A 20,241-nucleotide genomic window follows, 5' to 3' on the forward strand; every position below is an offset into this window, starting at 1 on the left:
GCGCGCGGCGTCGTCAGGGTAACGGTCGATTATCGCACGCCCGGCGCCCCGCCGCGAAAACTGCCTCATCGGGCCGGACGCTGAACGACCGAAGCCCCGCCGGGGCGGGGCTTCGGGGGAGACGCAGGGGCCGCCGCAGCGACCCCGGCAGGCCTTACTGGCCGGCCTTGACCGCCACGAAGGCGCTGTTGCCATTGGCCGTGCGGACCAGCAGCATCACCACGTCGTCCTTCTTGAAGCTGGACAGCGCCCGGTTCAGGGCATCCACGCTGCCGACCGCGACGCGGCCGACCTGCAGGATCACCATGCCCGGCGACAGGCCGGCATCACGCGCCGCCTGGCCCTTGACCCCGGTGATGCGCACGCCTTCGTTGCCGTTGAGCCCGAACTGCTTGCGCTGGGCCGCGTTCAGATCGCTGACGTCCAGCCCCAGCAGGGCATTGGCGCCGGTCTGCGGAGCCGCCTCGGCACTGCCGGCCGACGGCCCGCGGGCATTGGCCTGCCCGTCTTCACTCAGGGCGGTCAGCGTGGCACTGAGGTCATGCGGCTTGCCGTCGCGGTACACCACCAGGTTCACCTTGCTGCCCGGTGCCATCGCACCGATCAGCGGCGGCAGGTCGGACCAGCTGTTGACCGCGCTGCCGTTGACCGAGCGGATGACATCGCCCACCTGCACTCCGGCCTTGGCGGCCGCACTGCCTGCCACGATCTGGTTGACCAGGGCGCCACGGCTGTCCGGCAGGCCCAGGCCCTGCGCCTTCAGCGAATCGATCGGCTCGACCACCGCGCCGAGCTGGCCGCGGGTGACCTTGCCGCTCTTCTTGATCTGCTCGACCGCGCTCATCGCCAGGTCGATCGGGATCGCGAAGCTGATGCCCATGTAGCCGCCGGAGGCGGAGAAGATCTGCGAGTTGATGCCGACCACTTCGCCGCGGGTGTTCAGCAGCGGGCCACCGGAATTGCCCTGGTTGATCGCCACGTCGGTCTGGATGAACGGCACGTAGCGCTGATCGGCACCGCCGGTGCTGCGGCCCAGCGCGCTGACGATACCGGCCGTGACCGAGTGGTCGAGGCCGAACGGCGAACCGATCGCGACAACCCACTGTCCCGGCTTCAGGGTGTTGGAGTCACCCACGCGTACGGTCGGCAGGTTCTTGCCGTCGATCTTCAGCAGGGCCACGTCGTACTGCTGGTCGCTGCCCACCACCTTGGCGGTGAACTCGCGGCTGTCGCCCAGCTTGACCTTCACGTCACTGGCATCGGCCACCACGTGGTAGTTGGTCAGCACGTAGCCATCGGGCGAGATGATGAAGCCCGAACCCATGCCACGGCCCTTGATGCTGGGACCGCCATCCTGCCCGCCCGGCCCCTGTCCCGGCATCGGGAAGTCAGGGCCGAAGAAGCGGCGGAAGAACTCCGGCATGTCATCGTCGCCGCCCATCGGGCCCCGCGAGGCCTGGCGGTTGTTGCGGACGATGGTGGTGTCGACGTTGACCACGCCCGGGCCAACCTGTTCGACCAGGTTGGTGAAGTCGGGCAGGCCGCTGACCAGCGGCTGCGCGGGCGCCCGCGGTGCCGCGGCCGGCGCAGGCTGGGTCTGCGCGGCAGGCGCCGGCGCCTGCGCGCAGGCCATCAGGGGAAGGGTCAGGGCCAGCAGGCCAATGGCCTGCGTGCGGAGTCGGGGAGTCATCGGACGGCAACCTCCGGGTCGGATGGAAGAGGAATACGGTCCCCGCCGACGGCGGGGCGTGAAGGCGCCCGGCTCAGTCGCGCGGGCGCGGCGGCACCGGCAGGTCGTCCTGCAGGCGCGGCTCGAACGGGTAGAACGCGGCACCACCGGCATGGGCCGGGAAGCTGGCATTGAGCGCACCACCGGCGGCGGGCGCCAGGCTGGAGCGCGGCCATGGCCGGGCCTGCAGCCCACCGACCTCACCAAACGGCAGGTTGCGGTTGGCGTTGGCCGGCACGGTCGGGGTCAATGGTGCCTGCGTGGATGCCACGGCACGCTGCGGAAGATCGTCACGCTGGGCGGCACGCGCGGCCTGCTGGCTGCGGGTGGCACTGGCGCGGCGGGCATCCTGGCGGCGGCTGGCCGCCATCGCCACGGCCGGCGCAGCCACCACGGCCATTGCCGCGGTATCCACCGATGCCTCGGTGACCGGCGCCGGCTGGGTCGGTGCCGGCGCCAGCCGGGCCTCGCTGGCGATCACCTGCGGTGCCAGCGGCTCGCCCGGCGTGGCTTCCTGCAGCTTCTCGCCGCCCATGAACAGCGCCACGGCCGCCACCGAGGCGGCCAGTGCGGCACCACCGCCCCAGGCCCGCCAACCGCTGCGCCGCACCTGGCGACGGGGCTCAGCCTGCGGCACGGGCTCAGCGGCAACTGCGGCGGCCACGGCGGCGCTGAAACCGGCCGGTGCCAATGCCGAGGCCTGCCCGCGCATCACGTCGCCCAGCAGCTGCCAGCGCTCCTGGCAGCCGGCCAGTTCGGGGTCGTGCTCCATCCGGCGCAGCAGGAAGCGCGCTTCATCGGCGCCCAGCTCGCCATCGACCAGGGCCGACAGCTGCTCGCGATGGCGCTGGTCCAGGCGCTGCCCGGCGGGCGATTGATGGTTCTGCGATTCGTTGAACGGATTACTGGTCATACGCGGCTCTTCTCACGGGTGGCGCTGCCGATGTCCAACAGCGGCCGGAGTTCGGTGTCGATCGCCTCGCGCGCCCGGAAGATCCGTGAACGCACGGTGCCGATCGGGCACCCCATCTTCTGCGCGATATCCTCGTAGCTCAGGCCTTCCACCTCGCGCAGGGTGATCGCCGACCGGAGTTCTTCCGGCAGCGCGTTGACGGCCTTCATGACCGTCTGTTCCAGCTCCTGGCGCATCAACTCGCGCTCGGGCGTGTCGGTGTCCCGCAGGCGGGTACCGCTGTCGAACTGTTCGGCATCGCCGATGTCGATGTCATCGGTCGGCGGCCGTCGATTGTGTGAAGCCAGGTAGTTTTTGGCGGTATTCACGGCGATTCGATGCAACCAGGTTGAGAACTGGGCATCGCCACGGAAACTTCCGATCGCGCGGTAGGCACGGATGAAAGTGTCCTGGGCGACGTCCTGACATTCGCTCCAGTCGGCGATGTAGCGACCGACCAGGGCCACGACCCGATGCTGGTACTTGCGCACCAGGACATCGAACGCGGCACTCTCGCCGTGCTGCACGCGCCGGACCAGCTCCAGATCCAGCTCCTGAGGTGTATCAACATCGGCCATGAGGGGCCGCACTCCTGTCAGCCCAACCGACGTCGGGCAATGAGACTGCCAATCCCGGGAAAAGTTCAGTCGCCGATCACCTGGCGCCGCACCAGCTTTTAACCACCGTTCCGTTAGCGTCCCGGTCCACGGCCATGGATCCGGGGGCGCCACTCCCCTGCTATTGGGATTTGACGCGGGGGAAACAACCTCTGGATCATAGCCGCTTCTCCATACACAACCGGATGGAACGTCCATGCTCTCAGGCTTCGATGGTCTCCGCTTCAGCCACTGGCACCCCGAGATCCGCGACGACGGCGTGGTGGTTCTCTCCCTGGATCGTCAGGACAGCAGCGTCAACGCGATGTCGCAGGACGTGCTGCTGGAACTGGGCGACCTGCTTGAGCGCATCGCGCTGGACCCGCCCAAGGGAGTGGTGATCCAGTCGCTGAAGAAGGCCGGCTTCATCGCTGGCGCGGATCTGAAGGAGTTCCAGGAATTCGACCGTCGCGGCACCGTCAACGACGCGATCCGTCGTGGCCAGGCCACCTACCAGAAGCTGGCCGAGCTGCCCTGCCCCACCGTGGCGGCCATCCACGGCCACTGCCTGGGCGGCGGCACCGAGCTTGCCCTGGCCTGCCGCTATCGCGTGGCCTCCAATGACAGCAGCACCCGCATCGGCCTGCCGGAAACCCAGCTGGGCATCTTCCCGGGCTGGGGTGGCAGCGCCCGCCTGCCGCAGCTGGTCGGCGCACCGGCGGCGATGGACATGATGCTGACCGGCCGCACTCTGTCGGCCTCGGCCGCGCGTGGCATCGGCCTGGTCGACAAGGTGGTGGCACCGGCAGTGGTGCTCGACACTGCCGTCGCACTGGCGCTGTCCGGCACCACCCGCCCGTTCAAGCAGCGCGCGACGGCCTGGGCCACCAACACCTGGCTGGCACGCACGCTGCTGGCACCGCAGATGGTCAAGCAGGTCGCCCGCAAGGCCAGGAAGGACCAGTACCCGGCGCCGTACGCGCTGATCAGCACCTGGCAGCGCAGCGGCGGCAAGCCGATCCAGGCACGCCTCGACGCCGAACGGCGGGCCGTGGTGAAGCTGGCCAGTACACCGACCGCGCGCAACCTGATCCGCATCTTCTTCCTGACCGAGCGCCTGAAGGGCCTCGGTGGTGGTGAGTCCGGCATCCGCCACGTGCACGTGGTCGGCGCCGGCGTGATGGGCGGCGACATCGCCGCGTGGGCCGCCTACAAGGGCTTCGAAGTGACCCTGCAGGACCGTGAGCAGCGCTTCATCGACCCGGCCATGGAACGCGCGCAGGCGCTGTTCGCCAAGAAGGTGCGCGACGAGAGCAAGCGCCCTGCCGTGGCCGCGCGCCTGCGTGCCGACCTGGAAGGCAACGGCGTGGCCGAGGCCGACCTGGTGATCGAGGCGATCATCGAGAACCCCGAAGCCAAGCGTGCGCTGTACCAGACGCTCGAACCGAAGATGAAGCTGGATGCGCTGCTGACCACCAACACCTCGTCGATTCCGTTGGTGGAACTGCGCGACCATATCCAGCGACCGGCACAGTTCGCCGGCCTGCACTACTTCAATCCGGTCGCGCAGATGCCGTTGGTGGAGATCATCCATCACGACGGCATGGCGCCGGAGACCGAGCGCCGCCTGGCCGCGTTCTGCAAGGCGCTGGGCAAGTTCCCGGTGCCGGTGGCCGGCAGCCCGGGCTTCCTGGTCAACCGCGTGCTGTTCCCGTACATGCTGGAAGCCGCCACTGCCTACGCCGAAGGCATCCCAGGCCCGGTGATCGACAAGGCCGCCGTGAAGTTCGGCATGCCGATGGGCCCGATCGAACTGATCGACACCGTCGGTCTGGACGTGGCCGCCGGTGTCGGCCGCGAACTGGCGCCGTTCCTGGGCCTGCAGATTCCGGCCGCGCTGCAGACGGTGGAACCGGACAAGCGTGGCAAGAAGGATGGCCAGGGCATCTACACCTGGGAGAACGGCAAGCCGAAGAAGCCGGACGTGGCCAGCGACTACCAGGCCCCGGCCGATCTGGAAGACCGCCTGATCCTGCCGCTGTTGAACGAAGCGGTGGCCTGCCTGCACGAAGGCGTGGTGGCGGATGCGGACCTGCTGGATGCCGGTGTGATCTTCGGCACTGGTTTTGCACCGTTCCGCGGCGGTCCCATCCAGCACATCCGCGCGGTGGGTGCCGATGCGATCGTCGAGCGGCTGAAGGCCCTGCAGCAGCGCCACGGCGATCGTTTCGCACCGCGCCCGGGCTGGGACAACCCGGCCCTGCGCGAACCGGCGGTGTGAGTTGATCAGCCGGGCCTGCGGCCCGGCACCCGCAGAGGCAACCGCCGAAGCAAAAGCCAGAGCCAGAGCCAGAGCCGGAGCAACAGCCGGCTCTGGCTTTTCTGTTTGTTGGGCGGGGCGGTGTGGGCAGGCAGGACACGCCGTAAACCCGTCCATGGGGGCTCGATGGCGCCATCCATGGCGCCAACGGTCCTGCCTGCCCACACCGCCCCACCCCTGACAGTTTCCCGGTGACGGTCGGTTAATCTCGATTCCGGTGTGGATCACTACGAACTGGTGGGTGGCTACCTTGGTCACCACCAGGAGCGAAGCGACCGGCGTTTGATTTTGATTTTCTTTCTTCTTCTCCGTGGCTGGACGCACACGGAAACTGTCAGAGGCCGGGCGGGGTGGGTTCGCGGGGGTGTCCGCGGCATGGATGCCGCGGCCAAGCCTCCAGGGACGGATTCACGGCGTCCCCCGCGAACCCACCCCGCCCGGCCAAGCGCGGCTTTTGCTTTACACGACCAAGCAACCAGCCACGAGGGGCTGCGCCGTTGGCTGGAACAACCTGTTACCCATACGGGGCATGTCCCCGTCACAGCTGCATGCGATGCTGATCACCTGATCCCTGCCAGCGAGAACGCCCGCATGACCACCATCATCGCCCCGCGCGTGCACGACATCGGCGGCCTCGAAGTCCGTCGCGCCGTACCCACCCTGCAGGCGCGCAGCATCGGCTCGTTCGTGTTCGTCGACCAGATGGGCCCGGCACTCATGCACCCCGGCACCGCCATCGACGTGCGCCCGCATCCGCATATCGGCCTGGCCACCGTCACCTATCTGTGGTCGGGCGCGATCGGCCACCGCGACACGCTGGGTTCGGATCAGGTGATCCGTCCCGGTGACGTCAACTGGATGACCGCCGGCCGCGGCATCGCCCATTCCGAGCGCACGCCGCAGCCGGACCGCGACCATGACAACCCCATCCACGGCATGCAGACCTGGGTCGCGCTGCCGAAGTCGCACGAGGAAATCGAGCCGGCGTTCTACCACCACGCCGCTGCCACCCTGCCCGAGCAGCGCCGCAACGGCGCCTGGCTGCGGGTGATCGCCGGCCGCGCCTATGGCGAGGAATCGCCGGTGAAGGTGTTCGCCGACACGCTCAATGTGGCGATCGATCTCGACCCGGAGGCGGAGATCGATATCGACGACGGGCACCGAGAGCGCGCGTTGTACATCCTCGAAGGCGAGGCGCAGCTCGATGGCGTGGACATCCCCGCACAGCACCTGGTCATCCCCGAAGCCGGCGCACGTGGCCGCCTGCGTGCGAAGACGCCGGTGAAGGCGATGCTGTTCGGTGGCGAGCCGCTGGATGGCCCACGCCACCTGTGGTGGAACTTCGTGTCCAGCTCGAAGGAGCGCATCGAGCAGGCCAAGCACGATTGGGAAGCCGGCCGCTTCGGCACCATCCCGGGCGACGACAAGGAGTTCATCCCGCTGCCGCAGTACTGAACATCGCGTGTTGCACACATCCGAAGGTGTATCCCTGCACCTGGCGTTGACGCTACAGTCACCCGCTGATCATTGAAATGTGACATAAATCACACTTTCGACGTCAAAGGAGTGCAACACATGAGCATGGGTAAACGCTTGTCCGCCGAGTTCCTCGGCACGTTCTGGCTGGTTCTGGGTGGCTGTGGCAGTGCGGTGCTGGCCGCCAAGTTCGGTGGCGACGGCAATCCGCTGGGTATCGGCTTCCTCGGCGTGGCGCTCGCCTTCGGCCTGACCGTGGTGACCGGCGCCTATGCTTTCGGCCATATCTCCGGCGCACACTTCAATCCGGCGGTCAGCGTCGGGCTGTGGGCCGGTGGTCGTTTCCCGACCAAGGACCTGGTGCCGTACATCATCGCCCAGGTCGCCGGCGGCCTGCTGGCCGGCTTCATCCTGCTGCAGATCGCCTCCGGCGCCAGCGGCTTCGCCATCGATGGCAGCCAGGCCGGTGCGTTCGCCAGCAATGGCTATGGCGCGCTGTCGCCCGGCGGCTACAGCGTGGCGGCCGCCTTCCTGTGCGAAGTGGTGCTGACCGCGGTGTTCCTGATCGTGATCATGGGTTCCACCCACGGCAAGGCACCGGCCGGTTTCGCCCCGCTGGCGATCGGCCTGTCGCTGACCCTGATCCACCTGATCAGCATTCCGGTCACCAACACCTCGGTGAACCCGGCCCGCTCCACCGCCGTAGCCTTCTTCGCCGGCAGTGGCGCGGTCAGCCAGCTGTGGCTGTTCTGGGTCGCCCCGCTGCTGGGCGGCGCGATCGGCGGCATCATCTACAAGTGGATCGGCAGCGACCGCTGATCCACGCGGCACCCATTGCGGCCGACCGTCGGCCGCAATGGTTACTTCTGTAACCGCGAATTGTGCGATCGCTCACGTTCCGTTAAGGTTGAGTTGACCGTCCGTGCACATGCCGGATGGGGCGGCATCCGGGGATGGGATGCCATGGCCGCCGGCCCTGCTGGCGGAGCCAAACAACTCATCACCTTGGGGGATGCATGAAGTTCGTGCCTGTCATGTTGTCGAGCCTGCTGTTCGCCGCGGCCCAGGCCGCCGCGCAGGCGCCGTCCGAATGTCCTTCGCTGCCAGCCAGCAGTGGCCTGCAGTGGCAGCAGCAGGTGCAGGCCGATTTCCTGGTCTGCCGCGCCAGCACCACGGATGGCCGCGAAGTGCTGAGCCTCATGCTCAGCGCGCGTGATCCCGCCATTCCGCTGAGCCGCTCGCTGCGCCAGGAAAAAGGCAGTTTCGGCGGTGAATCACTGTACTGGTACCAGCCCGACCTGGGCGGCCAGCAACCGCCGGGGTATGCCGAACGGCGCATCAGCGTGGTCAAGATCGACAAAGGGCGTTACGCGCAGATTTCGCTGTATCCGGACAGCGCGCAGGAGCTGGGCTCACTGCAACAACTGGCGCAGGGCATGAGCCTGACCCCGTCGGCCGTGGCCGCCGGGCGCTGACGGTGATGGGGATGACTGCCTGGCAGCGTCCCCGCAACGCGACCCGCCGATCCGACGGTAGTGCCGGCCGCTGGCCGGCACACCGATCCGCCTTCGTCCGAGGCTGCTGCCGGCCAGCGGCCGGCACTACCTCAGAACTTGCCTTCCTGGAAATCAACGAAGGCCTGCATCAGTTCCTGCCGCGTGTTCATCACGAACGGGCCGTGGCGCATCACCGGCTCACGCAGCGGACGGCCTGCTACAAGGATCAGCCGCGCGCCTTCGCCGCCGGCCGAAACATGCAGCTGTTCGCCGCCGCCCAGCACCGCCAGTTCCTGGCGCGCGACATCGCGCGCGGCATCCTGCTCACCCACCGTCAGCGCACCTTCGAAGACATAGGCGAAGGCGTTGTGGCCTTCCGGCAGCGTGTAGGTCCAGGCCCGGTCGGGCGCCAGCGTGATGTCCAGATAGAGCGGCTCGGTGGCCGGCTGGACGATCGGGCCGCGGGTGCCGTCGACCGTGCCGGCGATCACCTTCACTTCCACGCCGGCGTCCGGCTGCACCACGGGAATGCGCTCGGGCGCGAACTCCTGGTACTTCGGCTCGGTCATCTTCTCCTTCGCCGGCAGGTTCACCCACAGCTGGAAGCCGCGCATCTGCCCGCTTTCCTGCTCGGGCATCTCCGAATGCACCAGGCCGCGGCCGGCGGTCATCCACTGCACGCTGCCCGGGGTCAGCAGGCCTTCGTTGCCGTGGTTGTCGCGATGCCGCATGCGTCCGTCGAGCATGTAGGTAACGGTCTCGAAGCCACGGTGCGGATGCTCCGGGAAGCCTGCGATGTAGTCCTCGGCGCGGTCGGTACCGAACTCATCAAGCAGCAGGAACGGGTCCAGGTCGGGCAGCGTGGGGCCGCCGATGACGCGGGTCAGGCGCACGCCGGCACCGTCGGAGGTGGGCATGCCACGGATGGTCCGCAGCACGCGGACCGGTTCGGGAAAGCTCATGGCGACTCCTGTTGGATGGATGCCAGTGAAGATGGACGCCACATGGCCGTACGCCAATGGATGGCACCGCAACCGATTGTTCCATCCCTGATGTTCGCTGCACGTCAGCGCAACCGCCGTACGACCAAAGTACTACCGCAGATTCGTCCTGTGCCAATTGACCCTGTCGTGGGCAAGCAGGACTCTTTGACTGTCTTTCCGGGAGAGAGCACCTCATGAAAGGGTTTTCCAAACTGGGCTGGGCGGTACTCGCCCTGCTCGGCGCGTTCTGTCTGGGCACCGTGGCGCTGCGCCGCGGCGAACACATCAATGCCCTGTGGATCGTCGTCGCAGCGGTGTCGCTGTACCTCGTCGCCTATCGCTTCTACAGCCTGTTCATCGCCAACAAGGTGATGCAGCTGGATCCGACCCGGGCCACCCCGGCGGTGATCAACAACGATGGCCTGGATTACGTGCCGACCAACAAGCACGTGTTGTTCGGCCACCACTTCGCCGCCATTGCCGGTGCCGGTCCGCTGGTCGGCCCGGTCCTGGCCGCGCAGATGGGCTACCTGCCCGGCCTGCTGTGGCTGGTGGTGGGTGTGGTACTGGCAGGTGCAGTACAGGACTTCATGGTGCTGTTCCTGTCCAGCCGCCGCAACGGCCGCTCGCTGGGTGACCTCGTCCGCGAGGAGATGGGCCAGGTGCCCGGCACCATCGCCCTGTTCGGTGCGTTCCTGATCATGATCATCATCCTGGCGGTGCTGGCGATGGTGGTGGTCAAGGCACTGGCCGAAAGCCCGTGGGGCATGTTCACGGTGATCGCGACGATGCCCATCGCGATCCTGATGGGCGTGTACATGCGCTACATCCGCCCCGGCAAGATCGGCGAGATCTCGGTGGTCGGCCTGATCCTGCTGCTGGCTGCGATCTGGTACGGCGGCAAGGTCGCCGCCGACCCGGTGTGGGGCCCGGCGTTCACCTTCACCGGCACCCAGATCACCTGGATGTTGATCGGCTACGGCTTCGTCGCCTCGGTGCTGCCGGTGTGGCTGCTGCTGGCCCCGCGTGATTACCTGTCGACCTTCCTCAAGATCGGCACCATCATCGCGCTGGCCATCGGCATCCTGGTGGTGATGCCGGAGCTGAAGATGCCGGCACTGACCCAGTTCGCCGCCAGCGGCGATGGCCCGGTGTGGAAGGGCGGCATGTTCCCGTTCCTGTTCATCACCATCGCCTGCGGTGCGGTCTCCGGTTTCCATGCGCTGATCTCCTCCGGCACCACGCCGAAGCTGCTGGCCAATGAAGCGCACATGCGCTACATCGGCTACGGCGGCATGCTGATGGAATCGTTCGTAGCGGTGATGGCGCTGGTGGCGGCCTCGATCATCGATCCGGGCATCTACTTCGCGATGAACAGCCCGGCGGCGGTGATCGGTGCCGATGCGGCCTCCGCGGCGCACTACATCACCAACACCTGGGGCTTCACCATCACGCCCGAACAGCTGACCGCGACTGCGGCGGCGATCGGTGAACCGACCATCCTGCACCGCGCCGGTGGTGCGCCGACACTGGCGGTGGGCATCGCGCAGATCCTGCACGAGGCGATTCCCAGTGGCAGCGACGCGATGATGGCGTTCTGGTACCACTTCGCGATCCTGTTCGAAGCGCTGTTCATCCTGACCGCGGTGGATGCCGGTACCCGTGCCGGGCGCTTCATGCTGCAGGACCTGCTGGGCAACTTTGTGCCAGCCCTGAAGAAGACCGAATCGTGGACCGCCAACATCATCGGTACCGCCGGCTGCGTGGCGCTGTGGGGCTACCTGCTCTACACCGGCGTGGTCGATCCGTTCGGTGGCATCCAGACGCTGTGGCCGCTGTTCGGCATCTCCAACCAGATGCTGGCTGGCATCGCGCTGATGCTGGGCACGGTGGTGCTGTTCAAGATGAAGCGTGACCGCTATGCGTGGGTCACCGCGGTACCGGCGGTGTGGCTGCTGATCTGCACCACCTATGCCGGCTTCATCAAGATCTTCGACAGCAACCCGGCACAGGGCTTCCTGGCGCAGGCACACAAGTTCCAGGCTGCGCTCGCCAGCGACACGATCACCGCACCGGCCAAATCGGTGGCGCAGATGAAGCAGATCGTGGTCAACGCCTACGTCAACACTGGCCTGACCGCGCTGTTCCTGCTGGTGGTGGGCGCGGTGCTGGTGTATTCGATCAAGACCATCCTGGCGGCCCGCCGCAACCCGCAGCGTACCGACCGCGAGACCCCGTACGTGGCGCTGAAGCCACATGAAATGGTGGATCTGTGATGAGTACGCAACTGGTTCCCGCCGGCCAGTACCAGGCGCACCGCCGCATCTGGCGGCGCCTGGTGCAGACCGCACGGCTGTGCTGTGGCATTCCTGACTACGACAACTACGTCCGGCACATGCTGGAAAAGCACCCGGACCAGGAGCCGATGGACTACAAGACGTTCTTCCGCGAGCGCCAGGAAGCGCGTTACGGCGGGCGCAACGGCGGCCGCTGCTGTTGAGGGTCGGGTTCAACAGCTCTCGAGTGACGTTGAGTAGATCCACGCCACGCGTGGATGAAACCTGGCAGATATCGAGTTGAATCCGGGGTCGGATCCGTTTCCTGCGGGAAACGGATCCGACCCCTTCCTTGTTCATGGAGACCCATGAAATGCATCCACGCATGGCGTGGATCTACGGAAGCATGACGCCAGGGCGGTCCGAACTCAGCCGATGGCCATCCACTTCAGGATCAAACCGGTGACGTAGGCCAGGCCGGTGCCGGTGGCATAGCCCACCGTGCCCAGCAGCACGCCCACCGGGGCCAGCGTCGGATGGAAGGCTGCGGCCACCACGGGGGCCGAGGCGGCCGCACCGATGTTGCCCTGCGAACCGATCGCGAAGAAGAACAGCGGCGCGCGCAGCAGCTTGGCCACCACCCACAGCACCAGCACATGCGTGGCCATCCAGATCGCGCCCAGCAGGAACAGCCACGGCCGATCCAGCAGCGACAGCAGGTTCATCTGCATGCCGATGCAGGCGATCAGGAAGTACAGGAACACCGTGCCCAAGCGCGACGCACCAGCCGCTTCCAGCCGGCGTGCACGGGTGAAGCTCAGGCCCAGGCCCATCGCCGTGGACAGCAGGATCACCCAGACGAACTGGCTGTCGAGGCTGAACTGGCTGGCCCAGCTGACATTGGCCTTGAACCAGCCCGACAGCGGCGCGGCGATGGCGTGGGCCAGGCCGACGCCACCCAGTGCCACGCCAACGATCACCATCAGGTCGGTCATGCTGGGAATGCGCGCGTTCTGAGCCTCGTAGGCACTGATGCGCGCCTTCATCTCGTCGATCGCGCGGGTATCGGCACCATTGCGGGTATCGATCTGCTGCGCGCGGTTGGCCAGGAACAGCAGGATCGCCATCCACAGGCTGGCGCAGGCCACGTCGACCACCGCGAACTGGCCAAAGGTGGTAGCGTCGGTGCCGAACACTTCGCGCATGGCGACCATGTTGGCGCCGCCGCCGATCCAGCTGCCGGCCAGCGCGGCCATGCCGGCCCAGGTATCACCGGCCACCGTTTCTGGATGGATCAGCTTCATCAGCTGGAACGACACGATGGCGCCGAGCATGATGCCGGCGGTACCGGCGCAGAACACGATCAGCAGTTTCGGGCCGAGCTTGGCGATGCCCTTCAGGTCGATCGAAAGCGTCAGCAGGACCAGCGCCGCCGGCAGCAGCACGTCGCGCGCGACCGGGTTGTACAGCGAGGTGTTGTGGCCATCGATGACACCGGCGGTGTTGTAGATGGCGGGGATGAAGTAGCACAGCAGCAGTGCCGGCACCCAGGCGAAGATCTTCTTCAACAACGGGGTCGGACCACTGGCAGCCCAGAAGATCAGGGCCAGGGTGGCGGCAATCAGGCCCAGTCCAACGATGTCGTTGCTGATCAGGGCAGTAGCGGGTTCGGTCGGCATGGGATCCTCTGTCGATCGAAAGAGCGGAGAAAAAAAAGCGCCGCTTAAAGCGGCGCAGGTCGAGATTAACATTGTCTTCACGCCGGGTCATGCCGCAGCGCGAAGCAGGTCGGGACGCCGGTCAGGCCGGGCGCGAAGCGCCGAAGTCCAGGGTGACGCGTGTCCCGCGAGGCTCGCAGGGCTGCAGCTGCAGGGTCCAGCCGAGGTGCTCGCACAACCGCGCGATCAGGTCCAGGCCGATGCCACCGCCACGATCGGCGCGCTCGCCGCGGGCCATGCGCGCGTGGATGGCCGCGATCTCCTCCGGGCTCATGCCATGCCCAGGATCCTGCAGGGTCAGCACCGCCGACGAATCCAGCTGCAGCTCGATATGGCCGCGGCCGCTGTTCTCGATGGCATTGCGCAGCAGGTTGCCGATCGCCGCCTGCACCACCGCCATCGGTGCAACGATATCCACCGGCGCCGCCTGGATGCCGATGCTCAGGTCCTTGTCACCGAGCAGGTGGCGATGGTCGTCGACGATCTCCGGCAGCAGCTGGTCCAGGGCGATGCGCTCGGCACGCGCAGCCAGGCGCGCCGGATCACGCGCCAACACCAACAGCAGCTCGATCAGCTGCTCCACGCTCTGCGCCGTGCGCAACACCCGCTGCATCTGCTGGCGGGCACGCTCGGGCAGGCCCGGTTGCTCCAGCGCGAGCTCAGCGGCACCGGTCATCACCGCGATCGGCGTGCGCAGTTCGTGGCTGGCGGTGCTGATGAAGACCCGCTCGCGCTCGACGAACTGCTCGTTGCGGTCCAGGTAGTCGTTCAACGCACCGGCGATGGTATGCAGCTCTGAGCTGCCGCGCGGATCGACCTCGATACGCTGGCCCTGCACGCCCGGCCGCAGCCCGGCAATGTGCTGTGCCAGCAGGCTCAACGGACGCACCATCCGCTCCATGCCGAACGAGGCCATCAGCACGGTGACGAAGATCATGATCACCCCGGCCAGCATCACCCAACGTGTGGCGAACTGTTCCAGATCATGGAAATCGGAGATGTCCAGCGCCAGCGCCACCCGCCCCATCGAGCCGGTGTCACGCACCATCACCGCAGTCTGCCGATCCTTGATCGGCACGCCATCGTGCAGCCCGGGATGCAGCGTGCGCACGCTCTCGGGCATGTTGCCCTCGTCGAAGCGGAACAGGCTGAGCGTGTCCGAATCCTGCCAGCGGTAATGCGGCTCGTGCTCGGTGTGGTCGACAATGCTGTCCAGTTCGGAATTGAGCAGCGCGCGCCAGGCGGCGTGCTCGGCATGTTCATGCACGTAGTTGCCGACGCTGAACACGGCAATCGACAGCAGAGCCAGGTAGCCCAGCAACCACCACACCACGCGCCGGTACAGCGGGCCCGGCTTACGCGCCTTCATCGTCTTCCCGGGTTGCGTCGCTGGCCGTGGTCACCGCCAGGCGATAACCGACCCGCGGCAGGGTGTGGATCAGCTTGTCGGCGAACGGACCATCAACGCTGCGGCGCAGCTCGTAGACATGCGAGCGCAGCAGGTCGCCATCCGGTGGCTCGTCGCCCCACAGGGCGAATTCCAGCTGCTGGCGGGTCACCGCCCCCGGGCTCGCGCGCATCAGCACCTCCAGCAGCTTGCGGCAGGCCGGGTACAGATGCAGCACCTGGCTGCCGCGCTGCGCCTCCAGGGTTGCCAGGTCCAGCACCAGGTCGCCCACCTGCAGGCGCTTGCGCGGATTGCGGCCCTGCGCACGCAGCAGCAGCGCCTCCAGCCGCACCTCCAGCTCGGGCAGGGCGAACGGCTTGGTCAGGTAGTCGTCAGCGCCGGCACGGAAGCCGGCGATCTTGTCCGGCAGCTCGTCGCGCGCGGTCAGCATGATCACCGGCACCTCCGACGCGTGTTCGGCGCGCAGGCGGCGCAGCACCTCCGGCCCCTCCATGCGCGGCAGCATCCAGTCCAGGATCACCGCATCGTAAGGGTGGCTGCCGGCCAGGTGCAGGCCGGTGATGCCATCCGGGGCCACGTCGAGCACGTGCCCGCGCGACTCGAAATAGTCGAACAGGTTGGCCACCAGCTGGCGGTTGTCCTCGATCACCAACAGACGCATGCACGAAAGATCCACGGAAGTTCGTACCATGGTAGCGCCGACCATGTCGGAATGCGGTCGCCGTGCGCCCGCTCCGACGCCTTTCCTACCCCTGCCACGTCAGAGTGGCCGTTTTGCTCCCGGAGCCTGCCGTGCCCGTAGCCCTGCCCCGCCGTTGGCGCCTGCCCCTGTTGTGGCTGCTGATCATCGCTGCGTTGGCGGCCGGTATCGGCCTGCGCCAGCCGCAACCGCCGGACGAGCCGCGCTTCGTACTGGCGGCCCGCACCATGGTCGAAAGCGGGGAATGGCTGTTGCCGCACCGGGGCGTGGAGCTGTACGCGGAGAAACCGCCGGTCTTCATGTGGCTGCAGGCGGCCGCCTACGAGATCGTCGGCAGCTGGCAGTGGTCGTTCCTGCTGCCGTCGCTGCTGGGCGCCCTGCTCAGCCTGTGGCTGGTCTCGGACCTGGCACGCCGGCTGTGGTCACCGCGACATTCCCTGTACGCCCTGGCGGCGCTGTTCTGCACCCTGCAGTTCGGCCTGATGGCCAAGCGCGCGCAGATCGACATGGTGCTGGTCGGCATGACCACGGTAGCCCTGTGGGGATTGATGCGCCACCTGTGCGAGCGCCGCAACCTGCCCGCGCTGTGGCTGGCCGGTTTCGCCGCTGGCCTCGGCACGGTGACCAAGGGCGTGGGTTTCCTGCCGCTGCTGATGGTGCTGCCGTGGTTCGGCTGGTGGCTGTACCAGCGCCGCCGCGGGCGCAGCGCGGACGGTCCGCACCCGGCAACGCTGCTGTGGCTGATCCCGGCCTTCCTGCTGGGCGTGGCGGTGTGGCTTGCCCCGCTGGGCTGGGCATTGCTGCATGAACCCAGCGCGTCCCTGCAGTCCTATGCCCACGAACTGCTGTTCAAGCAGACCGGCACCCGCTATGCCAACGCCTGGCACCACCGCCAGCCGGTCTGGTACTACCTGCAGGTGATCCTGACCTTGTGGCTGCCGGGCAGCCTGTTGCTGCCGATGCTGTTCAAACCCTGGTGGCGCCGCATCCGCCGTGGCGACCGCCGGCAGTGGCTGTTGCTGGGCTGGGCGCTGCTGGTGCTGGTGTTCTTCAGTGCCAGCCCCGGCAAGCGCGAGGTCTATGTGCTGCCGATGCTGCCGGCGATGGCGCTGGCGGTGGCCCCGCTGTTGCCGGGCCTGTTGCGCCGACTGTGCGTTCGGCGCTACCTGTTCGGCTACAGCGTGGTGCTGATGCTGGCCACCGGCGTGCTCGGCGTGATGCTGATGACCGAGCATCCGTGGGCCGTGGCGCAGCTGGAACGGCGGGCGATGCCCGATTCGCTGCTGCCGGTGCTGGGGGATGGCCTGCTGACCTTTGCCATTGCCCTGGCCACGTTGATCGTGTGGCTGCGGGTGCGCCGTGCCGCAACGCTGGTGCTGCTGACCCACGGCATGCTGTGGATGCTCTACGGACTGGTGCTGATCCCGGCACTGGATCCGTACGCGTCGGCGTCGGCGGTGATGCGCCGGGTGGGCGCGCGGATCGGCCCGGACGCGGAGCTGGCACTGGTCGCCTGGCGCGAACAGAACCTGCTGCAGGCAGATCGGCCGGTGCGCGAGTTCGGCTTCAAGCGCCCGTGGGCCGAGCAGTGGCATGACGCCGGCCCGTGGCTGGCCGAGGCACCGGGCAAGCGCTGGCTGCTGGTGCTGGACGATGCGATGAGCCCCTGCGTGGACCCGGCCAAGGTGATCGACATCGGCATTGCCAACAGGAATCGTTGGCAACTGCTTCCTGGTACGGCCTGGGACCCGGAGTGCCACGCCGAGCGGACAGGATCGACCGCCGAAGAAGACTGAACGTTGACATGTCCCGGGCAAACATTAACCCGGCACGAACGAGCGTCCGACCCTTCTCCGACATCCAGGTGACGAGCATGACTGCGGATTCCCGAACCGCCCCTTCCCAGCATGCCTGTTCGTCCCATTGATGCGGTAGCGCCGCTTGCGACATCACCACTGGCGTCAAGATTTGCCGTAACCCACCTTTGGCTGCCTGTCGCAATCGGTCTACCCGTGTTTACGCTGCTGATGGGCTTCGGCGGCGACCAATGGGTGGCCGATCACCTGTTCCGCCTTGAAGGTGGCCACTGGGCATTGCAGGACGCCTGGATCACCCGCACGGTGGTGCACAAGGTGGGCAAATGGCTGAGCACGGCAGCGGCGCTGGTGGCGATCCTGCTGTGCTTCCACCACTGGCGCAAGGGACGCGATCGCACCCTGCGATGGGCGTTGCTCTATGTCGTGATTGCCATGGCACTGGGCACCGGCGTGATCTCCCTGCTGAAGGCGCTGGTGCCGATGGAATGCCCGTGGGATCTGCTGCGCTACGGCGGCCATGAGCCCTTCATCGGGCTGTTCACGCTGCGCCCCGACGGTATGGCCCCTCGGGCCTGCTTCCCGGCCGGCCACGCCAGTGCGGGCTATGCCTGGCTGTGCCTGTACTATTTCGCCCTGCTGTGGCGCCCGTCGTGGCGCTGGGCCGGGTTGTGGATCGGCCTTGGCACCGGCCTGGTGTTCGGCATCAGCCAGCAGCTCCGGGGCGCGCATTTCCTTTCGCATGACGTTGCCACTGCATTGATATGTTGGCTGCTTTCGCTCGGCCTGTATGTCCTGATCCGCCGTCAGCTGGACCGTCCCAACCGCCAGGAGGCAAACGCATGAGTGCATCGGTCCAACGCCCCGCCCGCCTTCCCGCGTTGGCGAGTCTTCGCCGCTGGCGGCCGCAGCTGTCCACCGAAGCACTGATCGCACTGACCAGCCTGTTCTTCGCGGTGGCCGGCAACGGCCTGTTCTGGCACAGCGCGATGGCCAGCCATCCGGGCAGCCTCCGCTACGCGCTGTCGCTGCTGCTGTTGCTGCTGGGTGCGCACGGCGTGCTGCTGGGCATCCTGGTCTGGCGCTGGAACGCCAAGGTGGTGATCAGCCTGCTGCTGCTGGTAACCGCATTCGCCGCGCACTACATGAGCCGCTACCACATCTACCTGGATGCGGACATGCTGCGCAACGTGCTGGCGACCGACCCCAAGGAAAGCCGCGAGCTGATGACCGTGTCACTGCTGTGGCCGGTACTGCTGCTGGCGGTGCTGCCGATGATCGTGCTGTGGCGTGTGCAGCTGCGTCGGCGCAGCTGGGGCCGCAGCCTGTTGTGGCGGCTGGGCTTCCTGGTAGTGGCGGCGGTGACTGCCGTCGGCGGCGCGTTGATCTCGTTCCAGGATGTCTCGGCACTGATGCGCAACCAGCGCGAAGTGCGCTACCTGGCGACACCGGCCAACGTGCTGCTGGGCATGCCGCGTGCACTGCGCGGTGACAACCCGGTGCAGCGCGCGCCGAAGCTGCCGATCGGCACCGATGCCAAGGCCACCCCGCGCGCGCCTGCCAGCAAGCCCCGCCTGCTGGTGATCGTCATGGGCGAGACCGTGCGCGCGCAGAACTGGGGGCTCAACGGTGGCCGCAACACCACCCCGGAACTGGCGCAGGCCAGCGTGATCAATTTCCCGGACATGCACTCGTGCGGCACCAGCACCGAGGTTTCGCTGCCGTGCCTGTTCTCGCCATGGGGTCGCCACGACTACGACGAAAAGAAGATCCGCGCGCACCAGTCGCTGCTGCACGTCCTGAACCGCGCCGGCATCGCGCCGTTGTGGCGTGACAACCAGTCCGGCTGCAAGGGCGTGTGCGAAGGCCTGGACTTCCAGTCGCTGTCCGATGCCACCACACCGGGCCTGTGTGCCGATGGCCGCTGCATGGATGAGATCCTGCTGCAGGACCTGGCCACCCAGGTACGTGCCAGGACCGGTGACCGGGTGGTGGTGCTGCACCAGCTGGGCAACCACGGCCCGGCCTACTTCGAGCGCTATCCGCCCGCGTTCCGCCGCTTCACCCCGACCTGCGATACCCGTGACATCGGCCGTTGCTCGCGCGAGGAGATCACCAACAGTTACGACAACGCCGTGCTGTACACCGATCACTTCCTGACCAGGACCATCGGCACGCTGCAGGGCATGCAGGACTACGACACGGCGATGATCTACCTGTCCGACCACGGCGAGTCGCTGGGCGAGAAGGGCCTGTTCCTGCATGGCGTGCCCTACGCCATCGCCCCGGCCGAGCAGACCCGGGTACCGATGACGATGTGGTTCTCGCCGGGCTTCGCCAGCAGCCGCGGGCTGGACCTGCAGTGCGTGCGCAAGCGTTCGGCGGCCTACACCGACCATGACAACCTGTTCCCGTCGGTGCTGGGCCTGATGCAGGTGAAGACCTCGCTGTACGAGCGCGACCGCGACGTGTTCGCCAGCTGCGAAGGCTGAGGGTTGTTCGGCAGGGCTTGCAGCCCTGCACCTGCAAAGGCAACTGCAACCGCAACGGCCGAAGCAACAGCAACAGCGTGCATTCCGAGGGATGGCGGGGTGGGTCCGGTTGCGGGGGACGCCGTGAATACGTCCATGTAGGCTCGGTCGCCGCATCCATGCGGCTCACGCCCCCGCCACCGGACCCGCCCCGCCTTCGACAGTTTTCCGCAATCGGTTGGAACGACCTTGGGGTCAGATCCGTTTTCCGGAGGAAAACGGATCTGACCCCATTTTGATTG

At 67.1% G+C, this 20,241-nt stretch carries 16 protein-coding genes; 9 read left to right on the forward strand and 7 right to left on the reverse strand.

Annotation, left to right across the window (positions count from 1 at the left end):
* Window positions 1-154: 154 nt before the first annotated feature.
* The 3 genes from ACZK1G_RS16605 to rpoE all read right to left on the reverse strand — a co-directional run bounded on the left by ACZK1G_RS16605 (window position 155) and on the right by rpoE (window position 3,259).
* A complete protein-coding gene (locus ACZK1G_RS16605; protein ID WP_101765910.1) occupies window positions 155-1,690 on the reverse strand; it encodes a DegQ family serine endoprotease in 1,536 nt (511 codons plus the stop codon).
* 73 nt (window positions 1,691-1,763) lie between these two features.
* Window positions 1,764-2,642, reverse strand: coding sequence for a sigma-E factor negative regulatory protein (locus ACZK1G_RS16610; RefSeq protein WP_014038090.1), 879 nt, complete (start codon window positions 2,640-2,642; stop codon window positions 1,764-1,766).
* Window positions 2,639-3,259, reverse strand: a complete 621-nt coding sequence (gene rpoE / locus ACZK1G_RS16615) for an RNA polymerase sigma factor RpoE (RefSeq protein ID WP_014038091.1) — start codon at window positions 3,257-3,259, stop codon at window positions 2,639-2,641. The genes ACZK1G_RS16610 and rpoE overlap by 4 nt, the downstream gene beginning before the upstream one ends.
* A 235-nt stretch (window positions 3,260-3,494) precedes the next feature.
* On the opposite strand from rpoE, the gene ACZK1G_RS16620 reads away from it, so the two are divergent.
* From ACZK1G_RS16620 to ACZK1G_RS16635, 4 genes are all read left to right on the forward strand, one after another.
* Entirely contained in the window at window positions 3,495-5,558 is a 2,064-nt protein-coding gene (locus ACZK1G_RS16620) for a 3-hydroxyacyl-CoA dehydrogenase NAD-binding domain-containing protein (RefSeq protein ID WP_101765911.1), read from the forward strand.
* Window positions 5,559-6,188: 630 nt separating this feature from the next.
* Entirely contained in the window at window positions 6,189-7,052 is an 864-nt protein-coding gene (locus tag ACZK1G_RS16625) for a pirin family protein (RefSeq protein WP_049443043.1), read from the forward strand.
* Between the two features lie 120 nt (window positions 7,053-7,172).
* Window positions 7,173-7,892, forward strand: coding sequence for an aquaporin Z (aqpZ, locus tag ACZK1G_RS16630; protein ID WP_049443042.1), 720 nt, complete (start codon window positions 7,173-7,175; stop codon window positions 7,890-7,892).
* Between the two features lie 197 nt (window positions 7,893-8,089).
* Entirely contained in the window at window positions 8,090-8,548 is a 459-nt protein-coding gene (locus tag ACZK1G_RS16635; RefSeq protein WP_049443041.1) for a hypothetical protein, read from the forward strand.
* A gap of 131 nt (window positions 8,549-8,679) precedes the next feature.
* Here ACZK1G_RS16635 and ACZK1G_RS16640 read toward each other — a convergent pair whose 3' ends face one another.
* Complete coding sequence (locus ACZK1G_RS16640) at window positions 8,680-9,531, reverse strand: pirin family protein (RefSeq protein ID WP_014038096.1); 852 nt, start codon at window positions 9,529-9,531, stop codon at window positions 8,680-8,682.
* A 215-nt stretch (window positions 9,532-9,746) separates the two neighbouring features.
* Between ACZK1G_RS16640 and ACZK1G_RS16645 the strand changes: the two genes are divergently transcribed.
* Window positions 9,747-11,828, forward strand: a complete 2,082-nt coding sequence (locus ACZK1G_RS16645; RefSeq protein WP_049401342.1) for a carbon starvation CstA family protein — start codon at window positions 9,747-9,749, stop codon at window positions 11,826-11,828.
* The gene (locus ACZK1G_RS16650) at window positions 11,828-12,052 is read left to right on the forward strand and encodes a YbdD/YjiX family protein (protein WP_005410613.1); all 225 of its coding nucleotides are present in this window, start codon (window positions 11,828-11,830) and stop codon (window positions 12,050-12,052) included. The genes ACZK1G_RS16645 and ACZK1G_RS16650 overlap by 1 nt, the downstream gene beginning before the upstream one ends.
* A 204-nt stretch (window positions 12,053-12,256) precedes the next feature.
* Here the strand turns inward: ACZK1G_RS16650 and ACZK1G_RS16655 are convergent, their stop codons facing one another.
* The 3 genes from ACZK1G_RS16655 to ACZK1G_RS16665 all read right to left on the reverse strand — a co-directional run bounded on the left by ACZK1G_RS16655 (window position 12,257) and on the right by ACZK1G_RS16665 (window position 15,615).
* Window positions 12,257-13,507 carry a DUF819 family protein gene (locus ACZK1G_RS16655; RefSeq protein ID WP_101765912.1) on the reverse strand — a complete coding sequence of 417 codons (1,251 nt, stop codon included), beginning with the start codon at window positions 13,505-13,507 and terminating at the stop codon, window positions 12,257-12,259.
* Window positions 13,508-13,628: 121 nt separating this feature from the next.
* Window positions 13,629-14,915, reverse strand: coding sequence for a sensor histidine kinase (locus tag ACZK1G_RS16660; protein ID WP_049443039.1), 1,287 nt, complete (start codon window positions 14,913-14,915; stop codon window positions 13,629-13,631).
* The gene (locus tag ACZK1G_RS16665) at window positions 14,902-15,615 is read right to left on the reverse strand and encodes a response regulator transcription factor (protein WP_101765913.1); all 714 of its coding nucleotides are present in this window, start codon (window positions 15,613-15,615) and stop codon (window positions 14,902-14,904) included. Before ACZK1G_RS16665 ends, ACZK1G_RS16660 begins: the two co-directional genes overlap by 14 nt.
* 131 nt (window positions 15,616-15,746) lie before the next feature.
* On the opposite strand from ACZK1G_RS16665, the gene ACZK1G_RS16670 reads away from it, so the two are divergent.
* The 3 genes from ACZK1G_RS16670 to ACZK1G_RS16680 all read left to right on the forward strand — a co-directional run bounded on the left by ACZK1G_RS16670 (window position 15,747) and on the right by ACZK1G_RS16680 (window position 19,960).
* The gene (locus ACZK1G_RS16670) at window positions 15,747-17,450 is read left to right on the forward strand and encodes an ArnT family glycosyltransferase (protein WP_101765914.1); all 1,704 of its coding nucleotides are present in this window, start codon (window positions 15,747-15,749) and stop codon (window positions 17,448-17,450) included.
* A gap of 111 nt (window positions 17,451-17,561) precedes the next feature.
* Complete coding sequence (locus ACZK1G_RS16675; RefSeq protein ID WP_101765915.1) at window positions 17,562-18,314, forward strand: phosphatase PAP2 family protein; 753 nt, start codon at window positions 17,562-17,564, stop codon at window positions 18,312-18,314.
* Entirely contained in the window at window positions 18,311-19,960 is a 1,650-nt protein-coding gene (locus ACZK1G_RS16680; protein WP_101765916.1) for a phosphoethanolamine transferase, read from the forward strand. The genes ACZK1G_RS16675 and ACZK1G_RS16680 overlap by 4 nt, the downstream gene beginning before the upstream one ends.
* Window positions 19,961-20,241 lie beyond the last annotated feature (281 nt).

The organism is Stenotrophomonas sp. 109824_Sma (assembly GCF_056480025.1).